Here is a 26,590-nt window from a genome sequence, read left to right on the forward strand (position 1 = left end):
CATTTGTTATATTAAGAGTATAAACTACTCTGTTATATTCTATTCTCTATTTTCCCTTTTGTTCCTTCTCCATCTTTTCATATTCTAAAAAAAGCCTCTTAACAGTAATTATACTAAAAACTGTTAAAAGGCTTTTTCTATTTTTTCATATAAGGAGCTAACACACTTAAAATCTCTTCTTTATCCTTTTTTAATTCGAGTGATGTTAACATATCCATCGTTCTCGGTCTAGGTAATTTCACTTGTACCTCGCCAACAATTGACGCTGGTCTTTGAGATAAAATAAATACGCGATCTGAAAGCAAGATTGCCTCATCTAAGTCATGTGTCACCATAACGATTGTTTGCTTCTCTTGATGCCAAGAGTTTAAAAGCCAGCTATGTACTTCCATTTTTGTAAATGCATCTAACTTTCCAAAAGGCTCATCAAGCAGCATAATTGGCTTTTCACATAAATATGTGCGCAGAAAACTAATTCTTTGACGCATACCACCAGACAATTCATCTGGATAATGGTCTGCATATTCATCTAGTTCGAACTGCTTTAATGCTTCCATTCCTTCTGTCAGCCTTTGTTTTTTCGGCTTTCCTTCAATTTCTAACGGAAGAACGATATTTTGCAAAGCTGATCGCCACGGTAGTAATAAATCTTGTTGTGGCATATAACTAACAACATCTTGCTCTTGTACTTGCTTATCTTTATACATTACGTTCCCGCTTGTTGGTTTTTCAACATTTGCAATCATGTTTAATAATGTGCTTTTCCCGCAACCACTCGGTCCTACAAAAGAAACAAACTCTCCCTCTTGTATAGAGGCACTAATATTCTCTAATACATTCTTTCCGTCGAAAGATTTCACTATATTTTTTATTTGTAATCCGCTCATTTTTCACTTGGAAGGAATTCATTTGTAAAAGCATCTTTTACATCGATTTTCTTTTTAATAACTTTGTTGTCATATAAGAAATTCATGTAATTCGTCCAAATTTCTTCCTTCTGTACTCCCCATGCTTTCGCATCATCTTGATACTTCGTACTTAACCATTTCTGGCTTTCTTGAACTAAATCTTTATTTACATCTGGAACAGCTTTAATTAAAATATCAGCAGCTTCTTTCGGTTCCTTAATTGCAAAATTATAACCTTCTGTTGTTGCACTCATAAACTTTTTCACAAAGTCTTTATCTTGCTTCGTATGTTTTTCACTCGTAATAATAACAGGACTATAGAAATCAAGCGCTGGATCTAAGTCTTTCACCATAATCGTATTTAACTCTTTTCCTTGGCGCTTCGCTTCAATACCATCCCAACCGTAATAAATCCATTCGAAATCTGCATCACGGCCGATTGATTTAAAGAAATCTGTTTGTCCTAAGATGATTTTTTCAACTTTATTAAAATCAGCTTGATGCTTATCCATAATCGTCTTTAATGTCGCTTCTTCCGCTGGTCCTCCCCAGCCGCCATAACGTTTACCTTCAAAATCTTTCGGTGACGTCATATTATCTTTCTTAAGCGATGCAAACGCTGAAGTGTTATGCTGAATAATCGCTCCTACAGATACAACAGGAATTCCTTCCACACGAGCTAATGTTACATTTTCTTGTGCGCTTATTGCGAAGTCTGCTTTTCCTGATGCTATCATTTGCTCTGCTGTTACATTGTCACCTGGTTGAATAATTTCTACATCTAATCCTTGCTTTTTGTAATAATCTTTCGTTTGCGCTACATACAAGCCAGTATGATTCGTATTTGGAAACCAATCTAATACTACTTTTACTTTTTGATCTTTACTTGCACTTTCTTCTTTCTTCGCCGGATTACATCCAGCCACACCTACCGCTACTAAGGCAGCTAACATAACTTTCAAACCTTTTTTCATTTTCTGCCGTCCTTTCTATATATCCATGGTGCTGTTATTCTTGCCATAAACTCTACGATAAAATACAGGCATAATGTCACTATAACGATGATTGCTGCAACACCAAATACTCGGGCAGTCAAAAAGGATTTTGTAGCCCTCGTAAGCATAACGCCTAATCCTTCACTTGCACCGAGCCATTCTCCGATAATTGCCCCCATTACGCTATATGTAACTGCAATTTTTAAACCGGAGAAAAAGTATGGAAGCACTGCTGGAAATTTTACTTTCTGGTAAACTTGCCATTTTGTCGCCTTCATTGTTTGTAAAAGCTTCAACATGTTTTTATCTACTGTTTGAAAACCTTCTAAAATACTAAGCGCAATTGGGAAGAAACAAACGAGTATTACGACCATTACTTTCGGCAACATCCCATATCCAAACCAAATAATAAATAGCGGTGCAAGTACAACAATTGGAATTGTTTGCGAAATAACGAGCAATGGATTTATTAAAATACGAAATAACGGTATAACGTCCATAATAATTGCGATGCTCGTCCCCAATAAAATTGCAAAGAATAGTCCAATTATAACTTCCTGCAGTGTTTGCATCGTATTTGGTAATAGTAAATCTTTCATCCCAATTAATTCTTGAACAATGGCAGAAGGCTTTGGTAAAATCCACGGTTCGATTTTAAATAATGAAACAGATCCTTCCCATATCGCAATGAGAAGGATAAGCCAAATAGTTGTAATAAGTTTAGATTGCTTCTGGTTTTGCATATTCATCACGGTACTTCCAAACCTTTTCATCTATCGTTACACCAGTGCTTGGACGATAATGGATTTTAATAGAAGTAATCACTTCTTCTGCTCCAGCATCGACGCAAGCTTGTTGCGCACGTTTAACGACATCAAGAAGTACATCTAATTCTCCTTCCAAAGTTGTTTCCATTGCCCCTACTTCATAACGAACTCCCGATTGTTGCACAACTTCAATTGCTTTATCGACAACAGAATATACATCTTTCGTTTTCGCTTGTGGTACTACTGAAAATGACATTGTAACTTGTTGTGACATAATAAAATCCCCCTTATAAAATTAGATTTCAAAAATAAGAAAAGGCTTTCCTACTGCGTAGGAAAGCCTTGTATGCAAGTTATTATAGAATAACATATGCTACATCACTTTAAGTAACTCCCTACGCTGGCATTATCCAGATCAGGTTGAGGGTCGATGTTTACTTACATCCTCTCAGCCAATTGGCTCCCCGGTCCTTAATTCGTTTTCATTGTAGCATGATTTATTTTATTGAACAAACAAAAGCATGCATAATCATTTCATTATTTTTGGAAAATATCCAACTTTTTCACCATGAGCTAATAACTGCTGTATAAATTCTTTATTGATTGCTGGTACTATCAATTCTTTTTTCTTAATCCATTCATTCGTTCTACGCGTACCCATTACAATTTCAGATTGCTGCGCTCCATCTCCTGCAACTTGAGAAGCAATTAACTCTGCTATTACTTCATTTTCCTTCGCTAATTCAAGTCCGGTATTTACATATTCTGAAAGTGGAACCATTTCAAGATTGTATCCACACTCTCCAATTAACTGTATAAATTGTTCAAACTCAATTTGATGTGGATGACAAATATGTAACGTCTCTCCTACAATTTGCGAATCTTTTAAATACGATACAATTGATTTACTAGCAAAATCAATTGGTGTGAAATCAACTTTCCACTTCACATTTGGTGCTTTCCCAATTAATAGCATTGTTTTAATAAGACGATAAAATGCGTTTCCTTCAATATTTTGTTGGAACGAACCTGTTTCTGAATGACATGCTAAATTACCTGCACGATAAATATTTCCGCGCAAACCATTTTTCATTGCTTCACGAACAATGTTTTCCGCTTGTAGTTTACTATTTGAATATACATTCTCTAAGTCTACACTGTAATTAAAATCACCAGTTTTCATGTATGTATCCCATTGATCTACCGCTAATTCTAACGGGATACCAATTGTAGAAATAAAATGGAATGTAGCACCTTTCTCCGCTAATGCTAGCATACGGCTAGTTCCTTGGACATTTATATTTTCAAATTGTTTTACATCTCCAAAATGTCTTACATCTGCACCGCAATGAATTATCGTATCCATCTTAGAACTGATGAACATAAATTCTTCTTCGCTCATCCCAAGATACTCTTCCCCCAGATCACCAGCTACGGCCTGTATACGCTGTAACCATTCTTCACATATATCACTAAAGTAGCCTGTTAATGTATCTATAATTCTTTGTTGCACATCTTTGGTTGGTCTTACTAAACAATAAATAGTAGCAGATGTATCTCTCAACAATTCATATAATATGTGTGATCCTAAATAACCAGTAGCTCCTGTTAAAAAGACATTTGAAATCTGGGTTTCTTCCAAAACGTTTGCATACGTAATAGTATCTGGTTCGTGAATCACTTTATATTCACGAAATACTCCTTCTTTCTCTACTTTTACTTCTCGCTCAATTCGAGCTAATCCATATATCGTTCTTTCTTTAAAGAAATCTTGAATTGTTAAATGTGAAAAATCTTCTTTTAACAATGTTAAGACTCGTAATACTTTTAATGAATGTCCACCAATTGTAAAGAAATCATCATGCACTCCAACTTTTGAAATTCCTAATACTTCCGCCCAAGCGCGCTCTATTTGTTTCTCTGCTTTATTAGAAGGTGCAACATATTCTTGTAGACGAACCGGTTCATACTTTTCTTCTAACTGAGCTAACTTCTTAACATCAATCTTTTTATTAGGTGTAAGTGGTAATTCATTAATATAAATTAGTTTAGATGGCACCATATAATCTGGTAATTGCTCTTGTAACTGATAAACTAATTCTGGTATTTCTTTTTTATTTAAAGTTGTATAGAACGCGATTAAATATTGGCTACCTTCCTTACTCTTCTTAGCAAACACAGCATTTTCTTTTATATTATGATTTTGAGAAATTTTACTTTGGATTTCTCCTAGTTCAATACGATGTCCTCTAATCTTTACTTGATCATCTTTCCGATGTAAAAATTCTATATTTCCATCCTCTAACAACTTAACAATATCACCTGTTTTATATATATTAACTATAGGATTAAAAGGGTTCTGAATAAAAGCTTCAATTGTTTTATTAGGCTTATTAAAATACCCTTTTGCTAATCCTACTGAATCTATATATAATTCACCAGGTACACCAATTGGACAAAGATTCATATTCTCATCCAAAATCATAACTTGATAATTAGCACATGGTTTACCAATGGGAATACTCGCAACATCCTCATTTAACTGACTAGGTATTTTATAGGTTGTCGTCACTACAGTACATTCTGTCGGTCCGTATACATTATGAATTTCAACATTTGTACCTATTCTTTCTCTCCACAATTTAATAACCTCTACAGGCAACATTTCACCGCCAATCGCAATTCTTTTTAGGGAAGCTAGCTTATATATATCTTCTTCTGCTAAATAAGTTGCTACTTGTCGAACAAAAATTGTTGCTAATGCCAAGATCGAAGTTGCTTTCACTTTATAGATTGCATTTGCAAATGCTTCTACAGACAATCGCTCTTCCTCTAATAATACATACAAGTTTCCTCCGCAGAATAAAGAAGCAAATGACTCCCATACAGAAGCATCGAAACTAAAAGAAGGAAATTGGGCAAATACATCCTCTTCTGTCAATTCATATTGCTTTTGCATCCAAGTGTACAGATTAACAACCCCTCTATGTGCTAACATCGTTCCCTTTGGATTCCCTGTTGAACCAGACGTATAAATCATATAAGCTACATCATCACAATGAATAGACAACTTTACATCTATATCTTCACAAGTTTCACTATCATACATTGAAACTGTTTGAACTCCATCACATGTTATAGGCGTCTCTTTCATCAATATAACTTTCGCTTGGCTATCTTGAATAATGTACTGTATTCTACTTTCCGGATAATCTGGATCAATCGGAACATACGCTGCACCAGCTTTTAATATAGCTACCATACTTACTACTGTGTCTATGCTACGTTTCATAAATATTCCAACATAGTCTCCTAATTGGACGCCGTTTTTAATTAACATATGAGCTATTTGATTACTTTTTTTATTTAGCTCCTCATAAGTTAAAGTACCTTCCCTTGAAGATAAAGCTATACGATTTGGAAATTGAGTAACAGTATTATAGAACATATCGACGATACTTTTCTCAGGATATACTGCTGTCGTATCATTCACTTGACTATAAAGTGCCATCTCGGCCTCTGTAATAATATTAAAATTATTTATATAATTATTCTTATTTTGTGATGTACCAATTAAAACACCTTGTATTTGTTGTGCATAACGAGTAATCGTTGTTTCCTTCCAATTAACACTATTAAATATTATTTCTACACTTTGCATATTTTTACTAAATACAAATTGTAATGTATTCGTGTCTTGTAGCTCATAATATGTTTCACCAATAATAATAGGTGACATTTCATATAATGTATTACCGTTTTGAAACTCTTCTATTTCTTCCTCATTCATTTCTTTAATTTGTTCCAGTTGCTCTTCAATCTGTAAATTCAAACTTTCATAGGAGAGAAAATTAGAAACTTCAATAGTAATCGGAAATAAACTTCCTCTTACATGATAAAGCACGACAATATGTTTTTCTTTAGAAATATGATATAACCACGTTGCAGTCGCTCCTATTAAATCTACAATATGAGTCAAATTTGGAAATAGTTCAGTTTTCCTTTTTATCCTAAGTTCCGTTCCTTGCACATCTTTAGGTATTTTAATACTTCCTTCTACTTTCCCTAAAAATTCTTTTACCATCTCATTATAAGAAATTGCTAATTTCATATTTATGTAAATTCCTCTCTTAAATATAATAAAGGTGTGAAAATTCACACCTTTTTCATCCCTTATTAACGGGCAGATTCGTTCAATTCATAATCAGTAGCGGAGATATCCCCTTTGATTAGAATTGAACTTTCTCCTTATTCGCTTTTAAACTCACCAATAAGCTCTTGTAATTCCTGAGAAAGCCAACTTAAAGAAGTCGCTAATTCTGCAATATCTTGTACTGATATTTCTTGCTCTTTCATGCTTTCTTCAACATTACTACTGCTGTTGGCATAAGTGTTTGCAATATGTGATAATTCATTTACGACTTGAACGATATTCTGGCTATTTTGTAAAATGTCACTCGAATTACCCGAAACAGCTTTTACTTGATCTGTAACAGATTGCGCTGATTTGGAGATTTTTTCAAAGAAATTCCCACTACTTTGAACAAGTGAAATTCCAGTTTCTACTTCTTTTGAACCTTTTTGCATTGAAACTACAGCATCTTCTGTCTCAGCTTGTGTTTCACCAATTAATTTCGCTATATCTTTAGCAGACGCTTCCGTTTGTTCTGCTAATTTTCGTACTTCATCAGCAACAACTGCAAATCCTCTCCCCGCTGCTCCAGCACGTGAAGCCTCAATAGAAGCATTTAAAGCTAATAAATTTGTTTGATTTGAAATACCTGTAATTACAGTTACGATATCACTAATTTCTTTTGACCTTGTTTCTAACGAATAAATGATGGAAGATAAATCTTGTACTGCATTTTGAATTAAACTCATTTGATTAATAATTTGTCCAATCACTTCATTACCTTCAATTGAATGTTGCTCCATACCTTCAGAAGCAACCGCAACTTGTTTCGCAGCCCCAGTTATCTCTTCTACCTTATCTTCCATTCCATGTACAATCCCTAAACATTGTTGTACTGAAGTTTTTTGAGACTGTGCCCCTACTCTTAAACCTTCAATAGAACTTGCAATCTCTTGAACTGCCATGCTGTTTTCCTCTGTACTCGCCGACAATTCTTGTGAAGAAGAAGAAACTTGCTCAGCAGTTTGCCTTACTTTATCTATAATCCCTTTAAACTTTTCAATCGTGTTATTGAAATAAACATTAATAATTCCAATATCATCTGGTCTTTCTTTTAATTTAATACTCAAGTCACCTTCACCAATTTTACGTAACCCTTCTCGTAAATCTTTTAATGGCGCTAATGAGTGACGCACGATAAAGAATTGAGTAATAGTCGCAATCGCTAATGAAATAATGATAAAGAGTAAGCCCTGTATCATAAACTTCTCTTTTGTAATAGGAACAATGGAAGCATCTAAGTCAGCCGCAATAATTGCAACAATATTGTTTTCTCCATCTGTAATTGGTTCTAATATTGTCACCCACGAACCTATTTCATCTTCATATACTTCTGTCATTTGGGCCTTTTTCGTATCAATGACTTTATCGTATGCCTTCATCCAATGAGCGGGTTGTTCATAATAATCTCCCGGCTTTATAGGGAACGCTTTTGTTAACTCTGTAGTCAAACCAACGAGTTGTAATTCTCGCTTTTCATTCGGCTTTGCTCCTGTAACATACGTTTGTCCAACACTTTTCAATTCTTTTGACACTTCATCTAATTTCTCTGTTAACTTTTCTTTTTTCACTTTTTCGGCTGTAGGATCTTTCGCCATGTCTCTAACTAATTCTACATCCAATTTTTTCAATACTATTTCTCCTGTTTCAATAGACTGCCTTTCAAATAAAGACATCATACTATTTTGAAACATGTTGAAACTTAGTGCACCCATACTTCCAACAAGTGTCAAAATAACTAATACGGTTAATAAGACGTTCTTTTGAAGGAACGATAACTTATGCCAATATTTTTTCATTAATATCCACCTTCCTTAATTAACATAAACAAAAAAAACAAAATATATGAATATTTTGTTTGAAAATGTTTCTCAATATGTTCGAGAATAAAAAAAAGCCAATGTAAAAGCATTGGCCAAGACCAACCCTATCCGTCCGGTAACTGGCTAGCGTAGCCTTTCGACCTTAGCTCCTGTAGTTTTGCGTCCTCATGTTTCCATCAGTTTGCCTTTCTCGCTGAACGAGTTGAACGATATGGGAGTTCTATGAGAATTAATTTATTCTCTTTCAAAGATTACAACATATAAATCAAAATGTCTACTTATTTAGAGATATAAATACAAATTTTTAATGCATTGCTTTTTCAAAATAATTTCAAAAAGTACGTGAATGTTACTTTTTTTGTGTTATATAATAAAAAACGTATAAACAACAAGGATTTCTTCGGATATTTATTTAATTTTCATTCAAATTAAACTATTCGAATATATCTTAACTAATGAATTTCGGAGGTAGTTTATCATGTTTTGGCTACAATTTCTTACCTTGTTACTCTGTATTTTTATTGGTGCACGCCTAGGCGGAGTTGGTTTAGGAGTAATGGGTGGAGTTGGTATGGCAATACTCGTTTTTGTCTTCCACCTACAACCAACCGCGCCTCCTATCGATGTAATGCTTATGATTTTGGCAGTAATTACAGCTGCTGGTGCTTTGCAAGCTGCTGGAGGAATGGACTATCTTGTTCATCTAGCTGAAAAGGCATTACGAAAAAATCCAAAGCGTATTACTTTTTTTGCTCCAATTGTTACTTATTTATTCACACTATGTGCAGGTACTGGTCACGTTGCCTATTCTGTACTTCCTGTTATTGCAGAAGTCTCTCGTGAATCAGGGATTAGACCGGAACGCCCAATGTCGATTGCCGTAATCGCTTCTCAACAAGCAATTACAGCTAGTCCAATTTCAGCTGCCACAGTTGCTCTTTTAGCAATGTTAGCTGACTATAAAATCACCTTATTAGATATTTTAAAAGTAAGTATCCCTTCTACTTTCATCGCTTGTATGATAGCTGCATTCGTTGCTAGTAAGATGGGAAAAGAATTAAATGAAGACCCTGAATACTTAAAACGATTAAAAGAAGGAATGATTCCTAAGCTTGAAGAGAAAAAAGCATTTGTAGGTGTAAAGGGCGCAAAATTATCAGTTATCCTTTTCCTAGTAGGAACCTTCCTTGTTGTACTTCTTGGTTCATTTGAAGCACTTCGTCCAGGATGGATAGTTGATGGGAAGTTAGCTCGCCTTTCCATGCCGAACACAATTGAGATGGTCATGTTAACTATCGCGGCTCTTATTATTATTTTCTGTAAACCAAATGTAGAAAGCATTGTGTCTGGTAACGTCTTTAAAGCAGGGGCAACAGCAGTTGTTGCTATTTTCGGTATCGCTTGGATGGGAGATACTTTCTTTAATGGAAACTTAAATATGATTCAAGGATCTATTCAGCATTTAGTAACAAGTGCGCCTTGGCTATTTGCCATCGCACTATTCATTCTATCTATTTTACTGTACAGCCAAGCAGCAACAGTACGTGCCTTAATGCCACTTGGACTATCCCTTGGTATTCCACCAGCGCTACTGATTGCGATGTTCCCTGCAGTAAATGGATATTTCTTCATTCCGAACTATGGAACAATCGTTGCTGCCATTAACTTTGACCGTACTGGTACAACAGGTATTGGTAAATACGTATTAAATCATAGCTTTATGATTCCAGGCTTAATTGCAACATTTACTTCTATCGGAATTGGAATGCTCTTAATTTCAATTATGTTTTAAAGAAAAAGCACAAACCTTTATTTAAAAAGGTTTGTGCTTTTTTAATCAAACGTTTGTTTAAATTTTTTGGGCAGTCTACTTCTCGATGTAGCACTTAAAATACTACATGTCCTTTTCTACAAACTTCTCTTTACTTCTTCAGCTAATTTTCTCGTACTTTCATACGCAGATTCAGCTAAACTAATTGCTGAAATAACTGAAACACCGTCCGCACCCGCTTCTATAACTGCCGCTGTATTTTCAATTGTAATCCCACCAATACCAACGATTGGCACTGTAATTCCTTGTTCTCTAAAATAAGCTAATCCTTTCGTTCCTTGAACCGCTTTCGTATCTTTTTTCGTACTCGTTGGGAAAATAGGTCCAACGCCTAAATAATCTGCTCCATTTTCGATTGCAAAGCGTGCTTCTTCAATTGTATGAGCAGATACGCCGATAATTTTATCTCCCATTTTTTCACGAACAGATGTAATTCCTTCATCATCTTGTCCTACATGAACACCATCTGCATCTAATTCAATGGCTAATTCTACATCATCATTTACAATGAAAGGAACACTATATTCCTTACAAAGCGTCTGCAATTCTTTTGCAAAGCGCACTCTATCTTCTCCGATTAAAGAACCTTCCCCCTTCTCGCGAAACTGAAAAAGTGTCACTCCACCATCTAACGCTTCTTTCAATACAGCTAAAGGATCCTTCGTGCAGTTATTGCTTCCCATAATAAAATACACTTGTAATAACTTAGACATTTTCTTTGTTTCAATGCGCATCGTATGTTTCATCCCCCTTACTCTAACTCCTCAATCTTTCCATACTTCTCAATATCACCAGCAGTAGTATTCGCTAACTGATTTAAAAATTCAATTTGGAAACTACCAGGTCCCTTTTCCACGGTCTTAGCAGCTGCCAGTTCCGAAGCTACACCATAAAACGTTAATGCTGCTACTGCTGCTTTTACATAATCTTTTTCCACTGCTACAAATGCTCCTATTACAGACGTTAATAAACAACCTGTTCCCGTAACTTTCGTTAAAATAGGGTGACCGTTTCGAATAACAATAGTTCTCTCTCCATCTGTAACAACATCTTCTTTTCCAGTAATGACCGCAACTGTATTTAGTTCTTCTGCTGCCTGCCTTGCAATACTTACAACATTTCCATTTCCAGTACCAGCGTCTACCCCTTTAATTTCCCATTTCTCATTAATAACATTTGCTATTTCAGCTGCATTTCCGCGGATAATTGCTAAATCGATTTCAGCCGGAATATGTCTCGCAACTTCTGTTCGATACGAAGTTGCTCCTGCACCAACTGGATCAAATAGTACTGGCACATTGTTCGTATTTGCTGATTTACCCGCGAGTAGCATCGCTTCTACTTCTTCAGGACGAAGTGTCCCCATATTTAATACTAACGCTCCAGCAATGCTAGCCATTTCTGCTACTTCTTCTTTTGCATACGCCATTACAGGCGATGCCCCAAGTGCCAACAAACCGTTAGCAGTAAAATTTGTTACAACAACATTTGTAATATTATGAACGAGCGGATTAGATTCTCTCACCAAATCCACTACTTTACTAATTTCTTTCATATTCATCCTTTTCATCTCCTAACTATAATGATGGGAGATACACAAAAAGACACTTTGCGCGTACGCAAAGTGCCTGAATATGTGCTTTTACACTCTCCCTACGCTGGCATTATCCAACAGGTTCAAATGGTCAATGACGGACTAGTAGCCATACTCTCAGTTTGTATCCACAAACTCCCATGTGTTTCTTATTCATCTACTTCAAAGTCTACTCTTATTCTAGTAAAATAACAAGTTCTTTACTTTTTCTATTTAATATAGGAGCAACTGATAAAGTGAAACTTTAATTAGTTGGGATTTTGTTCATTCCATTAAAAACAGCTCAAATATGGAGCGAAACTGAATCTCAAGAAGATGTATGCTATAGTTAACGTATGGAAATTTGAAAGGATGTTTTTAATATGTCAAAAAGCGTTGTAATCGCTGAAAAACCTTCCGTTGCACGAGATATTGCTCGTGTACTGAAGTGTGATAAAAAAGGAAACGGCTATCTTGAGGGTAGTAAATATATTGTAACTTGGGCTTTAGGTCATCTCGTTACATTAGCAGATCCAGAAAGTTATGATGTGAAATATAAAAAGTGGAATTTAGAAGATTTACCGATGCTACCTGAGCGTTTAAAATTAACGGTTATTAAACAAACTGGTAAACAATTTAATGCTGTAAAAAGTCAGCTACTTAGAAAAGATGTAAATGAAATTATTGTAGCAACAGACGCTGGACGTGAAGGGGAATTAGTCGCACGCTGGATTATCGATAAAGTTAAGCTAAATAAACCAATCAAACGTTTATGGATTTCTTCTGTAACCGATAAAGCAATTAAAGATGGTTTTGCAAATTTAAAACCAGGTAAAGCCTATGACAATTTATACGCTTCAGCAGTTGCACGTTCAGAAGCTGACTGGTATATCGGTCTTAATGCAACTCGCGCTTTAACAACTCGCTTTAATGCCCAGTTAAATTGCGGCCGTGTACAAACCCCTACTGTTGCTATGATTGCTAGTCGTGAGGATGAAATAAAGAACTTCAAAGCTCAAACTTACTACGGCATCGAAGCTCAAACGATGGAGAAACTCAAACTTACTTGGCAAGATGCAAATGGCAATAGCCGTAGTTTTAATAAAGAAAAAATTGACGGTATTGTAAAAAGTTTAGATAAACAACATGCTACTGTTGTGGAAATTGATAAGAAACAGAAGAAGTCATTCTCTCCTGGTCTTTACGATTTAACTGAATTGCAACGTGATGCAAATAAAAAGTTCGGTTACTCTGCTAAAGAAACATTAAATATTATGCAGAAATTGTATGAACAGCATAAAGTGCTAACGTACCCTCGTACAGATTCACGCTACATTTCATCTGATATCGTTGGAACACTTCCAGAACGTCTAAAAGCATGTGGTGTTGGAGAATACCGTCCCTTCTCACATAAAGTATTACAAAAGCCTATCAAACCTAACAAATCATTTGTTGATGATAGTAAAGTAAGCGATCATCATGCGATTATTCCAACAGAAGGATACGTTAACTTCTCAGCATTCACAGATAAAGAACGCAAAATTTATGATTTAGTTGTAAAACGTTTCTTAGCTGTTTTATTCCCAGCATTCGAATACGAGCAACTAACATTACGTACTAAAGTTGGTAGTGAAACGTTCATTGCACGCGGAAAAACGATTTTACATGCTGGTTGGAAGGAAGTATACGAAAATCGATTTGAAGACGATGATGTAACTGATGACGTAAAAGAGCAGCTTCTGCCTCACATTGAAAAGGGCGATACATTAACTGTAAAGTTACTTATGCAAACATCAGGCCAAACGAAAGCACCTGCACGCTTTAATGAAGCAACTTTACTTTCAGCAATGGAGAATCCTACAAAATATATGGATACGCAAAATAAACAACTTGCTGATACGTTAAAATCGACTGGTGGATTAGGTACTGTAGCGACACGTGCTGATATTATCGACAAGCTATTCAATTCGTTCTTAATTGAAAAGCGTGGCAAAGATATTCATATTACTTCAAAAGGCCGTCAGTTACTTGATTTAGTACCAGAAGAGTTAAAATCCCCTACACTAACTGGTGAATGGGAACAAAAACTTGAGGCTATCGCAAAAGGTAAGCTGAAAAAAGAAGTATTCATTTCTGAAATGAAGAACTATACGAAAGAAATTGTTTCTGAAATTAAATCGAGTGATAAAAAATATAAACATGACAACATTTCAACGAAGTCTTGTCCAGACTGCGGTAAACCAATGCTAGAAGTAAACGGCAAAAAGGGAAAAATGCTCGTATGCCAAGATCGTGAATGTGGTCATCGTAAAAATGTATCTCGTACAACAAACGCTCGCTGTCCGCAATGTAAGAAGAAACTAGAATTACGTGGTGAAGGCGCTGGCCAAATTTTCGCATGTAAATGTGGCTATCGCGAAAAACTTTCTACATTCCAAGAAAGACGTAAAAAAGAATCTGGAAACAAAGCTGATAAGCGCGACGTTCAAAAATATATGAAACAACAGAACAAAGAGGAAGAACCATTAAACAACCCATTTGCGGAAGCATTAAAAAAATTAAAATTTGATTAAACAAAAAGGTTCCTACCTCTATCGGTAGGAACCTTTTATTTTAGTGAATGATTTTACTTCCTTTTGCATTCTCAACAAATTTTTCACTTGATTTGTTAATTGGTGTTTTCAGTAATAACGCAGCCACAATCATAACTACTACGAAAGCACTTAACACAAGTAAATCTCGCGTTACGATATCCCAAAGCATTCCGCCAACTGTTTCACGAATTGCGCTAATTGCGTATGTGAATGGTAAGAACGGATAAATCGCTTGGAAGAACGCTGGTGTCATTTGGATTGGGAATGTTCCGCCCGATCCTGCTACTTGCAATACAAGTAAAATGATCGCCATCGATTTCCCAACGTTTCCGAAAATAGAAACGAGTGAGTATACGATGCAAACGAAGACTCCACCAATAAATAAACTAAATAATACAAACCAGAACTTATCGACTACGTACGTACCGAGTAAGAATATATCTCCCATCGATACGATAAACGCTTGTGAAAGACCTATCGTTAAGAATGTTAATAAACGTCCGAAGTAAATTTCATGGCTCTTATAATTCGCGCCCTCTTCGTGTACTTCTACCGTTAATAATGAAACCATTAATAATGCGCCTACCCATAATGCAAGCACTGTATAGAATGGTGACATCGCTGAACCGTAGTTTGGCATCGCAAATAATTTATTCTCTTTTAAATTGACTGGATTCGCAAAGTAATCACTTTGCTTTTCAACATCGTTTTTCAATAAGCGTATGATGTCTTTTAAATCCTCTTCAGATTCAAAATCACGAATTTTATCTGCTAATTCTTTAATCTTTTTCTCAGTCTCCGGCATTTCAGCTTTAATATCTGCTAATTTCTTTTTCCCGTCTACTAAGCCTTTTGATGAATCTTCTAGTAATTTTTTAACATCTGGAAGCTTTTTGTCTGCATCATTTAAAATTTGAGTTGTATTTTTCGACATCTCTTTTGTACGAGCTATTGCTGTATTGAAATTAGGTACAATTTCTGAATCATACGTCGATAATACATCTGTTAATTGAGCTGATCCGCCCTTCGCAGCGTTGTTAATACTTTCAATTACATCTTTTGTAGGTTTCTGGCCATTGTTAAGAAGTGTAATCCCCTTATTCGTTGCATCTACACCTTTTTGCAGACTACTTTTCGCTTTGTTTAATTTTGCGATTCCATTATTAAGGTTTTTATCACTATTTACATCCGCTAAAACCTTATTTGTACTTTCTAGAACTGGAATCATATCATCAATTAAACCGATTCCAGATTGGAATTGACCATTTAAGCTATTTAAAGCTACTTTCGTTGAATCTAAACCGTTAATACCTCTATTTTGTACATCTTCTTTTGCTTTCTGTAAATCTGCTTTTGCACCCTCAATACCATTTTTTACTTTATCGTAATCTGCTTTTGCATTATCATATACTGCATTTGCATCAACTTTAGCTTGATCGACTGTGCTAACTGCTTTTTTATAATCTGCTACAAACGTTTCATTATAATCTTTTTCAGCTTGATCAATTAATCCATTTGCTGCATCTAATTTTTGATTCGCTACATCTGTTACATCTTTCTTTACTTCTTGTCCTTTGCCAATAACATTTACAATATCTTTAATACCGTTATTTGCATTTTCCATACCTTTTTTAACATTAGTTAAGTGATCCACTCGCCCTTTGAAAAAGCTTTGACCAAAATCAGTAGTCGCCGATTTTTGAAGTTCAGTAAAGAAATTAATAAGATATGAAATACCATCTGTACCAGTTTGTAATCGTTCTGATACCGCATTTAAATCTCTCTTTGCTTGTTCTGGATCAAACTGACCATTTTGCAATCCATTTAAAACACTTTTCCCATAAGCTGTTCCTGCACGTGATGAACTTAAAACATTATTTACTGTTTGATTAATATTTTGCGCTATACTCTTATAACCATCACTATTCAACTTAGAAAGATCTGGTCTCGCTGGGAATTCAGGTAATCCATTCATTCCAGACAAGTCAGGAATATTTAGTTCTACACCTGGATTCATTAAAAAGTCAGTAAATGCAGCTGCACTATCCATAACGCCTTTTGCTGCTACTAAATCATTTCTTATCGTTCCTGGAGCGTTTTTTAATGTTTGATCTTGTCTTGCAAAGAACTTATCTAAATTCGCCAATGCTTCCTGCCCATCATTTATTACACTCTCTACAACAGGTAAATCTTTTTGCGCCACTTTCACAACATCTTCTGCTCGAGTTGCATCATCTAACGCCTTATCCATAAGTGTATTCATTTCTGGGAACTGCGCTTCTAACTTAAATACAAGATCTTTTACTTTTTCGATACTTGGTAAGTTTGTTTCTAAATCGATTCCAAGGTCATTGAAAATTTTAAAAATCTCACCGTTTGCTGTTTTAACAAAGTTTTTACTAATTTCTTCTGTAATACCTGATGCACCTTTTGCTGTAATCTTCGGTGCAATCGCGTTTACTTTTTCATTCACATAGTAATCCAGTTCTGGTTTTTTGGGATTTTCATCCAGAACAGTTGCAATTTTTTCAGAGAAGTCTTTTGGAATCGTAATACTTGCATAATAATCCCCACGCTCAACTCCGTAAATCGCTTGTTTTTCATCTACAAATTTCCAGCCAAGATTTTTGTTTTTCTTAAGGGAGTCTACAATCTCTTTCCCGATATTAATATCTTTCCCTCTTAAATTAGAACCTGCATCTTGGTTAGAAACTGCAATGGGAACCTCTTTTGTATTTCCATACGGATCCCAAGAAGCTTTAATGTTAAACCATGCATATAACGATGGTAAAATCATTAATCCTAAAACAATAACAATTGCAGCCCAATGTTTGGCTACATTCCGTAAATCTGTCTTATAAATACGCCAAATCTGTTTCATAGAAGTTATCACCTAATTATATATTTTTCCTTCTTTAGAAAATGATACATGCATTTTGCAATTATATCACTTTCTACATCGTGTATTAACCAAAAACGTACTATTTTTTCCCATTAACTTTCACTTACTTTATTATATAACGAAGTGAGTCAAAGTATGAATACAAAATGACCAAATCGGTTTTACATTCAATAATAACAAATATATATGAAATGTCATAAAAAATACAAGTATTTTCTCTTGGAAATACTTGTATTCCTAAAAAAAATCCTCACAGCTTTTATTCTCTGTGAGGATTTCTTCTATTATATATCCAATTGAACCTCTACACCGAAATGATCTGAAATTACATTTCTGTTTGTACCATTAAAAATAACTTTTGAAGAATGAACTTTTTTACTTTGGTTACACAATATTAGATCGATTCGCAAATTATGTTTATTTTCATCCCAACCAGCAATCTCGCCTTGGACAGTCGTTCCTTCATCCTTCTCTATTGCTAATTCATATGTGTCATACAACCCTTTTTGCATCATATACTCATAACCTTCGCCTTCCAAGCGAGCATTGTTATTAAAATCCCCCATTAAGAAGGCGAGCTTATTACTATCTACACGCTCCATCAAACGATCAACTTGCCCTTTAAATGACTCTTCTTCATCATTCCACCAACCGAGATGGCAAGAGTAAAACGTTATATCTTTACCATTATAAGCAATTGTTGTACTTACAATTTTACGCGTTTTCCAATACGTTGTATCCTCGTTTTCTGAAATAAAGAACGTATCTTCTTTTATAATATTATGCTTCGTTATAATCGCTAACCCTTCTTCGTACACGTCATAACCAATATGAGAGAAATCCCAAGTAATATTGTAATCTTTTACATGTAGTGCTTTTAACTCTTCTAATAGTAAAAGTCCAAAATTATCTTTTTTCTTGTTACCGCATACATTTTCAGCTTGTATGGACTGACTTACTTCTTGCAATGCGATGACATCGTACTCTTCTTCTTGAATTACTTTAGCAAGGTATTGTATCTTTTCTATTTGATTCTCTTCTTGCCAAGAATGACAGTTTAAAGTTAGCAATTTCATATTATTACGCACCTAACATATCTTGAATGTCTGACTTTAATACGTCAGCTTTCGGACCATATACCGCTTGTACACCTTTATCTTTTACAATAAGCCCTAAAGCACCATTTTGTTTCCACTGTGCTTCTGGTGCAACAACATCTAAGTCTTTTACTGTTACACGTAAGCGTGTCATACAAGCATCTACGTCAGCAATATTTTCTTTTCCACCTAATAAATCGATAACTTTTGTTGCTAATGAACCATCTTGTACATTTCCTGTTCCTTCTGATGCCTCATCTTCATTATCTATATAGTTACCTGCACGCCCTGGTGTTGGTAAGTTGAATTTTTTAATTAAGAAATTAAATAGTGTAAAGTTAAGACCGAAGAACACTAATGAAACAATAACAAAGTTGATTAAGTCTCTTGTTAAACCTGCGTTAACCATCATTGGTGTACGAGTAATTAACTCAATAAATCCGAATGCATGAACACGTAAGTTAATTAAATCAGCTAGCGCGAATGCAAGTCCTGTTGTAATAGCATATACAACATATAATACTGGAGCAATAAACATGAACATGAATTCAATTGGTTCTGTTACACCTGTTAAGAATACTGCTAATGCTGCTGATAAAAACATTGGTTTATATTTTGCACGCTTTTCTTTATCAACGTTACGGAACATCGCAAATGCAATCCCCATTAACGCTGCTGTTGAGCCGATAACTTGTCCAGCTTTGAAACGAGCTGGTACAACGTTATTTAATAAATCGTTATATGCCTTCGTATCTCCATTTGCCAATAAATTATTTAAATCTGTAATCCATGCAAGCCATAATGGATCTTGTCCTGCTACAACTTGTCCAACTTTTGAACCAGTTAGCATCGTATATGTTCCGCCTAGCTCTGTATAGTTCATCGGAATCGTTAACATATGGTGTAAACCAAATGGTAATAATAAACGCTCTAACGTTCCATATACAAACGGTGCAACAACTGGTGCACTATCTTTTGAAGCTGCAATCCAGCGACCAAATTCATTTAACCCACTTTGGATGAATGGCCATAGAAGTGATAATACAATCGCAGTAACTGTAGACCAAAGAATTACAACGAATGGTACAAATCGTTTTCCATTAAAGAATGCTAATGCCTGTGGCAGTTTATTATAGTTATAATATTTGTTATATAGATTAGCTCCTAAGAAACCTGTAATAATCCCCACGAAAACTCCCATGTTTAATGCTGGTGCACCAAGTACAGAAGTAAAGTAATCTTTTACAAGTAAATCTCCTGCTATTACTGAAGAAACTGTCGCTTTTGAATCCGCTAACATTTGAGCGTTTACGCCAAATATAGCTCCTGTAATTCGGTTTGTTAAGACGAATGCTAATAGCGCTGCAAATGCACCACCTGCACGATCCTTCGCCCAAGATCCCCCAATTGCTACTGCGAATAAGATGTGTAGATTTGTAATGATTGCCCAACCGATGTCTTCCATTACGCGAGCAATTGTATGAACTGCGTTAACATCCCCAGCAGACATACCAATTAACTTACCGATGGAAATCATTAAACCAGCTGCTGGCATTACGGCTACAACAACTAATAACGCTTTCCCGAACTTTTGCCAAAAATCAAAAGACGTAATTTTCATCTGTTCTTCCTCCCCTTTATTTATAACAACATAATGATTTAAATTATAATTTCTGTTCCCTTTATGAAAACGATTCCTTATGTTACTTTATTTTTATCTTTACGCAACCGTTTTCATAAATCTATTTTAATAAAAGCGTTTTCACTTTGCAATAGAAATTTATTTTTTTTCATAAAAAAAGATGCTCAAAGAGCATCCTTTTTTTATTATGAAATGCGATAAACCCTTGTTTCATAAGGTTTTAAAGCAATTGTTGTTACTTCTTCATGTTCCGCAACTTCATAGTTATTTAAAAGCAAACGTTTGCGTTCTAGTGCAAATAAATCCTCATTATACACTGCTTCCTCTTTTGAGATATTACTAATTACAATGACTTTTTCATCCTGTAACGTACGTGTATATGCATAAATTTGTGGATCGTCTTCTAAAAGTAAATCGTACGTACCATAGTTCAGTACATCGTGCTCTTTTTTCAGGGCAATCATTTTCTTATAGAAATTGAAAATAGACTTTTCTTCATTTTTTTGCTTTTCAACATTAATTTCTTTGTAATTTGGATTCATGCTAAACCAAGGTGTACTTGTTGTGAAACCAGCATTCATCTCATCATTCCACTGCATAGGTGTACGTGAATTATCGCGGCAAGAAGCCCATATAATCTCCATCATATCTTGATGTGGTACGCCCTCTGCAATTTTCTCGCGATATAAATTTTTAATTGCAACATCATCGTAATCTTCAATATTTGGTAACTGAACATTTGTCATACCAATTTCTTGTCCTTGATAAATAAACGGTGTACCGTGCATAAAGAAATACATCGCTCCTAGAGCTGTTGCACTTTCACGCCAATATTGTTTATCATCTCCCCATGTTGAAACGATACGTGGTTTATCGTGATTTTCAATATATAAAGCGTTCCATCCTTTATTCTCTAATCCTTTTTGCCATTTCGTTAATACTTTTTTCAATCCTACAACATCAAGGTCTTTCTTCTTCTCTGCATCCCATAAACTTAAATGTTCAAACTGGAATACCATATTGAACTTACCTTGCTCTTCTCCAACCCAAAGCTCAGCATCTTCAATCTTAACGCCATTTGCTTCACCAACAGTCATAATATCGTACTTAGAGAATGTATTTTCTTTTAGCTCTTCTAATAAAGGTTGAATACCTTTCACATTCATATGTTTATCAAAAGATGGCACATATTTTAACTCTTTTGGATTTGGCATATCCTTAAGGCCTTCTTCTTTTTTAATATGACTGATCGCATCAACGCGGAAACCATCAATACCTTTATCAAGCCACCAATTAACCGTATCATATAGTACTTCGCGAACTTCTTTATTCTCCCAGTTCAAATCTGGTTGTTTACGTGAGAATAGATGTAAATAATATTGTTCTGTTTCTTCATCATATTCCCATGCCGAACCATTAAAAATACTTTCCCAGTTGTTTGGCTCCGCACCATCTTTACCATCATGCCAAATATACCAATCACGCTTCGGATTATCTTTAGATGAACGTGATTCAATAAACCATGGATGTTCATCACTCGTATGATTAATAACTAAATCAATAATAAGCTTCATATCACGCTTATGAACTTCATCTAGTAAAGCATCAAAGTCTGCCATTGTACCAAACTCATCCATAATATCTTGATAATCACTAATATCATAACCATTATCATCATTAGGTGACTTATACATTGGACAAATCCAAATTACATCTATACCTAAATCTTTTAAATAATCCAGTTTTGCAATAATACCTTGTAAATCTCCAATACCATCACCATTTGAATCCATAAAGCTTCGTGGATAAATTTGATAAGCAACTGCTTCTTTCCACCATGTCTTATTCATAGTCCTTCTCTCCTTTTGCATCCCATCGGAATTTTATGCAAACGTTTTCGTAACACTATCATAACAAAATATGAACAGTTTGCAACTGTTTTCATTGAACTCTATGTAGATTCTTTATTCTTATGCTTTATTTATTTCTCACAAAGGTAAATCTCATTCTCCACCTCTCCTTGTCCACGCGTATTACAGACATTTTTCATATATTAATAAAAAGCTCTGATTATTTTAGAAAGGAGTAAGAAATTGAAGCAAACAAAATTAACAGGTCGTATCGTTATTCCCACAGATCCTGACTACAATGTAGCCCGAATGAATTTAAATTTAAGTATTCCAAAACTCCCTTGTATTATTGTTTTTTGTCAAAATAGCAAGGATATCTGTAACGCCTTAAAATGGGCACGTGAACGTCATATACCATTTCGGTTAAGAAGTGGACGTCATAGCTATGAAAATTTTTCTCTTTTAAATAGAGGACTTATTATTGATGTGAGTGAAATGCATCGCATTACTGTTAATACAGAGAAATTAACAGCAACAATTGAGGCTGGTGCAAATCTTGGCACTGTTTATAAAGAACTTTGGAATTACGGTGTTACAATTCCTGCTGGTACAAGTGCAAGCGTTGGAGTTGTTGGATTAGCACTTGGCGGTGGTATTGGTATGCTTTCGCGCTTATTTGGATTAACATGTGATCAATTAATGGAAGTGGAAATGGTACAAGCGTGTGGAAAATTTGGTGCAAAACTCATTCGTGCAAATGAACAAGAAAACTCTAACCTTTTTTGGGCATGCCGTGGTGGCGGTGGTGGAAACTTCGGAATTGTCACTTCCTTAACTTTTCGAGTCCACCCGATAAAAAATGTATCAATTTTCTCAATTACATGGGAATGGGAAGACTTTATTGCTGCATTTCAAGCGTGGCAAAACTGGGCACCTTATATAGATAAACGTCTCACTTCATCGATCGAATTATTCGCCAAGCAACGAAATAAAATTGAAGCACAAGGCGAGTTTGTCGGTTCTCCCTCTGAACTCCATTCCCTATTATCCCCTCTTCTTGAAACTGGTAGCCCCTCTCTCTTTATAGAAGAAGTTCCTTATATAAAGGCTGTCGAATTTTTTAATGGCGGTAACATCCCTGAAAATTTCAAGCGCTCTGGTTCCTATGTCTATAAACCTATTCCCCTTAAAGGCATTCAAATCATGCAATACTTTCTTTCTCATGCACCAAATAAAGATGCTAGTATTTGGCATCAATCGCTCATAGGTGCTGTTGAAAATATTTCGCCGAATGAAACGGCTTATTTTCATCGTAAAGCAATTATTGCTCAAGAATACATTACCTCTTGGAAATGCGATGATGAAGAAAATCAAAATATACGCTGGGTTAAAGATTTACGAGAAAGCTTAGATCCTTATACACTAGGTGACTATGTGAACTGGCCCGATATCGACATTAAAAATTGGCAAACTAGTTATTATGGCTCTAACTTTCACAGATTGCGTAAAGTAAAAACCATGTATGATCCTTGTGATGTTTTTCATTTCCAACAAAGTATTCCTCCTTTTCATACGTGAAACAAGGGGATAACATAAAAAAATCATCCAATATACCGTTACCTTGCAGTATGTTGGATGATTCAAGTTGATTTTCTATATCGTTTCAAATTATTGCTCCTACTCATAAACTTTTACTTACAGATTAATTGTACTTCGTATCATTTTCATGCAATAAATGTAATTTAATATCTGGTACTTTATCTTTTTCAATACCATTATTATAAGAAACAGGAACTTGAAATTCGAATTGTTTTGTCTCGTGTTTTTGTAAATAGACTGGTTTCGGTACTGGATAGCTTTTTGAATTCTCGTTTGCATTATCATATAAAACAACTTTTAATGCTTGTGAATGATTACGATAATTTTTTAAAGTAACAATGCACTTCGGTTGGATATTATCTCCATTTTTCTCCATACTACACTGGCTATCTTCTTTTTTATATTCTATTGCTTCTACCCCTGTTTTTCCTGCGTAGTACCATGTTTTATTCAATGTCTGGATGATGTTATTTAAAATAAACGGCATCATTACAATCAATATACTAATGCCTACTACTTTTATCTTATTCATTTTTCTAAATGTACTAGACTCCTTTTTTCCTAGCCATTTTAAAAATAATATAAATGCAATTACATGTAGTATGAAAGAAACAATCAATATATTTGAGACTTTATAATTCATATAAACATACGTATGTATCGGAACCTTATAGACATTGAATAGTTTTTCCCCAATTAATTCATTATCATTTGGAATTTTTAATAATAACAAAACCCCTATACTGTAACAAATAGCTACTAATCGATCATACTCAATACGAATCATTCTTTCTCCCCTTCACTTTGTTTTTTATTATCGATTTTAGCTATTATTACCATACTATACAATCTTTTTATAGAGGATAACGTAAAAAAGTTCCTTATAAATATATAAAGAACCTTATTAATATACATTATGAATTAAAAAATTAATATACAATTTTCACATTGAGATTTCTTCAAAATATGTTGGATTGTGTATTGTAATTTTTTTATCTAAAATTGTAACAATGCTATCATTTTTTAATTGTTTTAATACGCTGCTAACTGTCTCTCGAGATGTTCCAGATATTTTGGATATTTCAATTGTTGTAAGTGGACATGAAATTACAATCTTTTCCCCACTCTGTTCTCCTAAATCCTGCATTAAATAATTTAACGTTTGGATAACACGATCTTGTGCATTAGGAATTGTAATATTTTGCACTCGATTTTCATTCAATTTTAATATAGATGATAATTGCTGAACAACGTACATCAATTGCGTTCTGCTGGATTTTACCATATCTTCAAAGATTACCGTTGGAATATAATATACCTCCACATCCGTCATTGCTTCTGCTGTATAGTTATATCCTCTGTCTGTAAACATACCACCATAAGGAAAAATAGAATACCGCTTTACATAGTCATCGTATAATAAGTTCCCATTTTGATTAACCCGCTCTAACTTTACAAAACCATCTAACATGAAGTAAATTCTTTCCCTTGAATCCCCTTCTAAAAATAAAAATTGACCTTTTTTATAAGTTCGCCAATAAACAAACTCTGTTAAGCCTTTCAATTTTTTTTCTGTTAAATGAGCAAATAATTCGAACTGCTTTAAGTCTTTCACTACGTTCCGTCTATTCATAAAATTCCCTCTCTCTTGCTGTATGTTGGAGCGAAAAATCAAGAAAGCGTATTCAATTTGAATTTTATCATAATTAACTTATATATTCAGATTTCATCATGAAAACTTTATGAACAATGAGTACAAAAAATATTAATAAATAAAAAGAATGAAGTTATTAACCTCATTCTTTTTTTACTACTAAGTAGCGTACATAATAATTTAAACATACATGCATACATTCTGTTTTGAAATAATAGTACCGGCTTTTTCTTCTAGTGCTTCATATACTTTTTCTAAAGACGTAATAATTGTTTTTCTTTTTGGATTTGTATTAACAAAATTAATAGCAGCTTCAATTTTTGGAAGCATGCTTCCCGCAGCAAATTGTTGTTCTTCAATATATTCTTCTAATTGATTTACTGTGACATGCTCTAATTTTTTTTGATTCGGTTGATTATAATTTACATACACATGATCAACTGCAGTTAAAATAACGAGCGTATCGGCATCTACTAATTCTGCTAATTTCTGCGCAGCGAAATCTTTATCGATAACCGCTTCAGTTCCTTTTAATCCTTCTTCGGAATCAATTACTGGAATTCCACCCCCGCCAACAGCTATCACTATGTTTCCATCTTCCACCAAAGAATTAATCACTTTATGTTCATGAATACTTACAGGCTTCGGTGATGGAACAACACGTCTCCATCCTCTACCAGCATCTTCTTTAAACACTGCTTTTGTTTCATCCATTAATCTTCTGGCCTCTTCTTCTGTATAAAAAGGACCAATTGGTTTAGTTGGATTTTTAAATGCCTCATCTTTTTTATCCACAACAACGCGCGTTATAACCGTTGCTACATCTTTGTTTATATTCCGTTTTTTCAATGCCTTTTCAATTGCATTTTCCATCCAATATCCAATCATCCCTTGGCTCATTGCCCCACAAGTATCTAATGGCATTGCAGGTGTCTTTTCCGTTTCTGCAGCTTTTTGCTGTAATAAAATATTCCCCACTTGCGGGCCATTTCCATGCGCAATTACTATATCCACATCATTTTCCATTATTTTCACAAGTTGTTCCGCCGTTTTTTCCAACGCTTCTTGCTGCGCTCCCGCAGTAGCCTCTCCAGACTGTATCGCATTTCCCCCTAGTGCAACTACAATTTTTCTTCGTACCATATTTCAGCCCTCCAGTTCAT

Annotated in this window: 18 protein-coding genes and 3 riboswitches; of the genes, 3 read left to right on the forward strand and 15 right to left on the reverse strand. The window is 34.8% G+C overall.

Annotated elements, in window-relative coordinates; genetic code table 11:
- Positions 1-137: 137 nt before the first annotated feature.
- The 6 genes from MRP26_RS23635 to MRP26_RS23660 form a co-directional block, all read right to left on the reverse strand.
- On the reverse strand, positions 138-887 hold the full coding sequence (locus tag MRP26_RS23635) for an ABC transporter ATP-binding protein (protein ID WP_000016079.1): 750 nt from the start codon (positions 885-887) through the stop codon (positions 138-140).
- Complete coding sequence (locus MRP26_RS23640) at positions 884-1,882, reverse strand: ABC transporter substrate-binding protein (protein WP_000715573.1); 999 nt, start codon at positions 1,880-1,882, stop codon at positions 884-886. The genes MRP26_RS23635 and MRP26_RS23640 overlap by 4 nt, the downstream gene beginning before the upstream one ends.
- The gene (locus MRP26_RS23645) at positions 1,879-2,652 is read right to left on the reverse strand and encodes an ABC transporter permease (RefSeq protein ID WP_001057164.1); all 774 of its coding nucleotides are present in this window, start codon (positions 2,650-2,652) and stop codon (positions 1,879-1,881) included. Before MRP26_RS23645 ends, MRP26_RS23640 begins: the two co-directional genes overlap by 4 nt.
- The gene (locus MRP26_RS23650) at positions 2,624-2,944 is read right to left on the reverse strand and encodes an MTH1187 family thiamine-binding protein (RefSeq protein WP_000082906.1); all 321 of its coding nucleotides are present in this window, start codon (positions 2,942-2,944) and stop codon (positions 2,624-2,626) included. The genes MRP26_RS23645 and MRP26_RS23650 overlap by 29 nt, the downstream gene beginning before the upstream one ends.
- Before the next feature lie 101 nt (positions 2,945-3,045).
- Positions 3,046-3,147, reverse strand: a riboswitch (TPP riboswitch).
- Positions 3,148-3,199: 52 nt separating this feature from the next.
- Positions 3,200-6,781 (reverse strand): non-ribosomal peptide synthetase family protein, encoded by a 3,582-nt coding sequence (locus tag MRP26_RS23655; RefSeq protein ID WP_197241147.1) that lies wholly within the window; start codon positions 6,779-6,781, stop codon positions 3,200-3,202.
- Between the two features lie 137 nt (positions 6,782-6,918).
- On the reverse strand, positions 6,919-8,661 hold the full coding sequence (locus MRP26_RS23660; RefSeq protein WP_000761077.1) for a methyl-accepting chemotaxis protein: 1,743 nt from the start codon (positions 8,659-8,661) through the stop codon (positions 6,919-6,921).
- A 135-nt stretch (positions 8,662-8,796) separates the two neighbouring features.
- A riboswitch (cyclic di-GMP riboswitch) is annotated at positions 8,797-8,881 on the reverse strand.
- A 282-nt stretch (positions 8,882-9,163) separates the two neighbouring features.
- On the opposite strand from MRP26_RS23660, the gene MRP26_RS23665 reads away from it, so the two are divergent.
- Positions 9,164-10,477 carry an anaerobic C4-dicarboxylate transporter family protein gene (locus tag MRP26_RS23665; RefSeq protein ID WP_000498700.1) on the forward strand — a complete coding sequence of 438 codons (1,314 nt, stop codon included), beginning with the start codon at positions 9,164-9,166 and terminating at the stop codon, positions 10,475-10,477.
- A gap of 116 nt (positions 10,478-10,593) precedes the next feature.
- Here the strand turns inward: MRP26_RS23665 and thiE are convergent, their stop codons facing one another.
- Both thiE and thiM read right to left on the reverse strand, forming a co-directional pair.
- On the reverse strand, positions 10,594-11,262 hold the full coding sequence (gene thiE, locus MRP26_RS23670; RefSeq protein WP_069354898.1) for a thiamine phosphate synthase: 669 nt from the start codon (positions 11,260-11,262) through the stop codon (positions 10,594-10,596).
- A 5-nt stretch (positions 11,263-11,267) separates the two neighbouring features.
- Positions 11,268-12,077 (reverse strand): hydroxyethylthiazole kinase, encoded by an 810-nt coding sequence (gene thiM, locus MRP26_RS23675; protein WP_242807004.1) that lies wholly within the window; start codon positions 12,075-12,077, stop codon positions 11,268-11,270.
- Between the two features lie 72 nt (positions 12,078-12,149).
- Positions 12,150-12,262: riboswitch (TPP riboswitch) on the reverse strand.
- Between the two features lie 210 nt (positions 12,263-12,472).
- Here thiM and topB point away from each other — a divergent pair.
- The gene (topB, locus tag MRP26_RS23680; RefSeq protein ID WP_069354896.1) at positions 12,473-14,662 is read left to right on the forward strand and encodes a DNA topoisomerase III; all 2,190 of its coding nucleotides are present in this window, start codon (positions 12,473-12,475) and stop codon (positions 14,660-14,662) included.
- 40 nt (positions 14,663-14,702) lie between these two features.
- Here topB and MRP26_RS23685 read toward each other — a convergent pair whose 3' ends face one another.
- The 4 genes from MRP26_RS23685 to MRP26_RS23700 all read right to left on the reverse strand — a co-directional run bounded on the left by MRP26_RS23685 (position 14,703) and on the right by MRP26_RS23700 (position 22,174).
- Complete coding sequence (locus MRP26_RS23685) at positions 14,703-17,564, reverse strand: YhgE/Pip domain-containing protein (RefSeq protein WP_000810081.1); 2,862 nt, start codon at positions 17,562-17,564, stop codon at positions 14,703-14,705.
- A gap of 305 nt (positions 17,565-17,869) precedes the next feature.
- Complete coding sequence (locus tag MRP26_RS23690) at positions 17,870-18,661, reverse strand: endonuclease/exonuclease/phosphatase family protein (RefSeq protein ID WP_069354894.1); 792 nt, start codon at positions 18,659-18,661, stop codon at positions 17,870-17,872.
- A gap of 4 nt (positions 18,662-18,665) precedes the next feature.
- The gene (locus tag MRP26_RS23695; RefSeq protein WP_000705569.1) at positions 18,666-20,303 is read right to left on the reverse strand and encodes a PTS transporter subunit IIBC; all 1,638 of its coding nucleotides are present in this window, start codon (positions 20,301-20,303) and stop codon (positions 18,666-18,668) included.
- Positions 20,304-20,509: 206 nt separating this feature from the next.
- On the reverse strand, positions 20,510-22,174 hold the full coding sequence (locus MRP26_RS23700) for a glycoside hydrolase family 13 protein (RefSeq protein WP_001044701.1): 1,665 nt from the start codon (positions 22,172-22,174) through the stop codon (positions 20,510-20,512).
- Between the two features lie 243 nt (positions 22,175-22,417).
- Here MRP26_RS23700 and MRP26_RS23705 point away from each other — a divergent pair, with 243 nt between their 5' ends.
- Positions 22,418-23,752, forward strand: a complete 1,335-nt coding sequence (locus tag MRP26_RS23705; RefSeq protein WP_069354892.1) for an FAD-binding oxidoreductase — start codon at positions 22,418-22,420, stop codon at positions 23,750-23,752.
- A 124-nt stretch (positions 23,753-23,876) separates the two neighbouring features.
- On the opposite strand, the gene MRP26_RS23710 is transcribed toward MRP26_RS23705, so the two are convergent.
- The 3 genes from MRP26_RS23710 to arcC all read right to left on the reverse strand — a co-directional run bounded on the left by MRP26_RS23710 (position 23,877) and on the right by arcC (position 26,570).
- Positions 23,877-24,560: a hypothetical protein gene (locus tag MRP26_RS23710; protein ID WP_069354891.1), complete on the reverse strand. Its 684-nt coding sequence runs from the start codon at positions 24,558-24,560 to the stop codon at positions 23,877-23,879.
- Positions 24,561-24,716: 156 nt separating this feature from the next.
- A complete protein-coding gene (locus MRP26_RS23715; RefSeq protein ID WP_001081906.1) occupies positions 24,717-25,406 on the reverse strand; it encodes a Crp/Fnr family transcriptional regulator in 690 nt (229 codons plus the stop codon).
- A gap of 201 nt (positions 25,407-25,607) precedes the next feature.
- The gene (arcC, locus tag MRP26_RS23720; RefSeq protein ID WP_000252339.1) at positions 25,608-26,570 is read right to left on the reverse strand and encodes a carbamate kinase; all 963 of its coding nucleotides are present in this window, start codon (positions 26,568-26,570) and stop codon (positions 25,608-25,610) included.
- Positions 26,571-26,590: the final 20 nt, after the last annotated feature.

Source organism: Bacillus sp. CCB-MMP212 (assembly GCF_022748145.1).
Taxonomy (GTDB): Bacteria; Bacillota; Bacilli; order Bacillales; family Bacillaceae_G; genus Bacillus_A; species Bacillus_A cereus.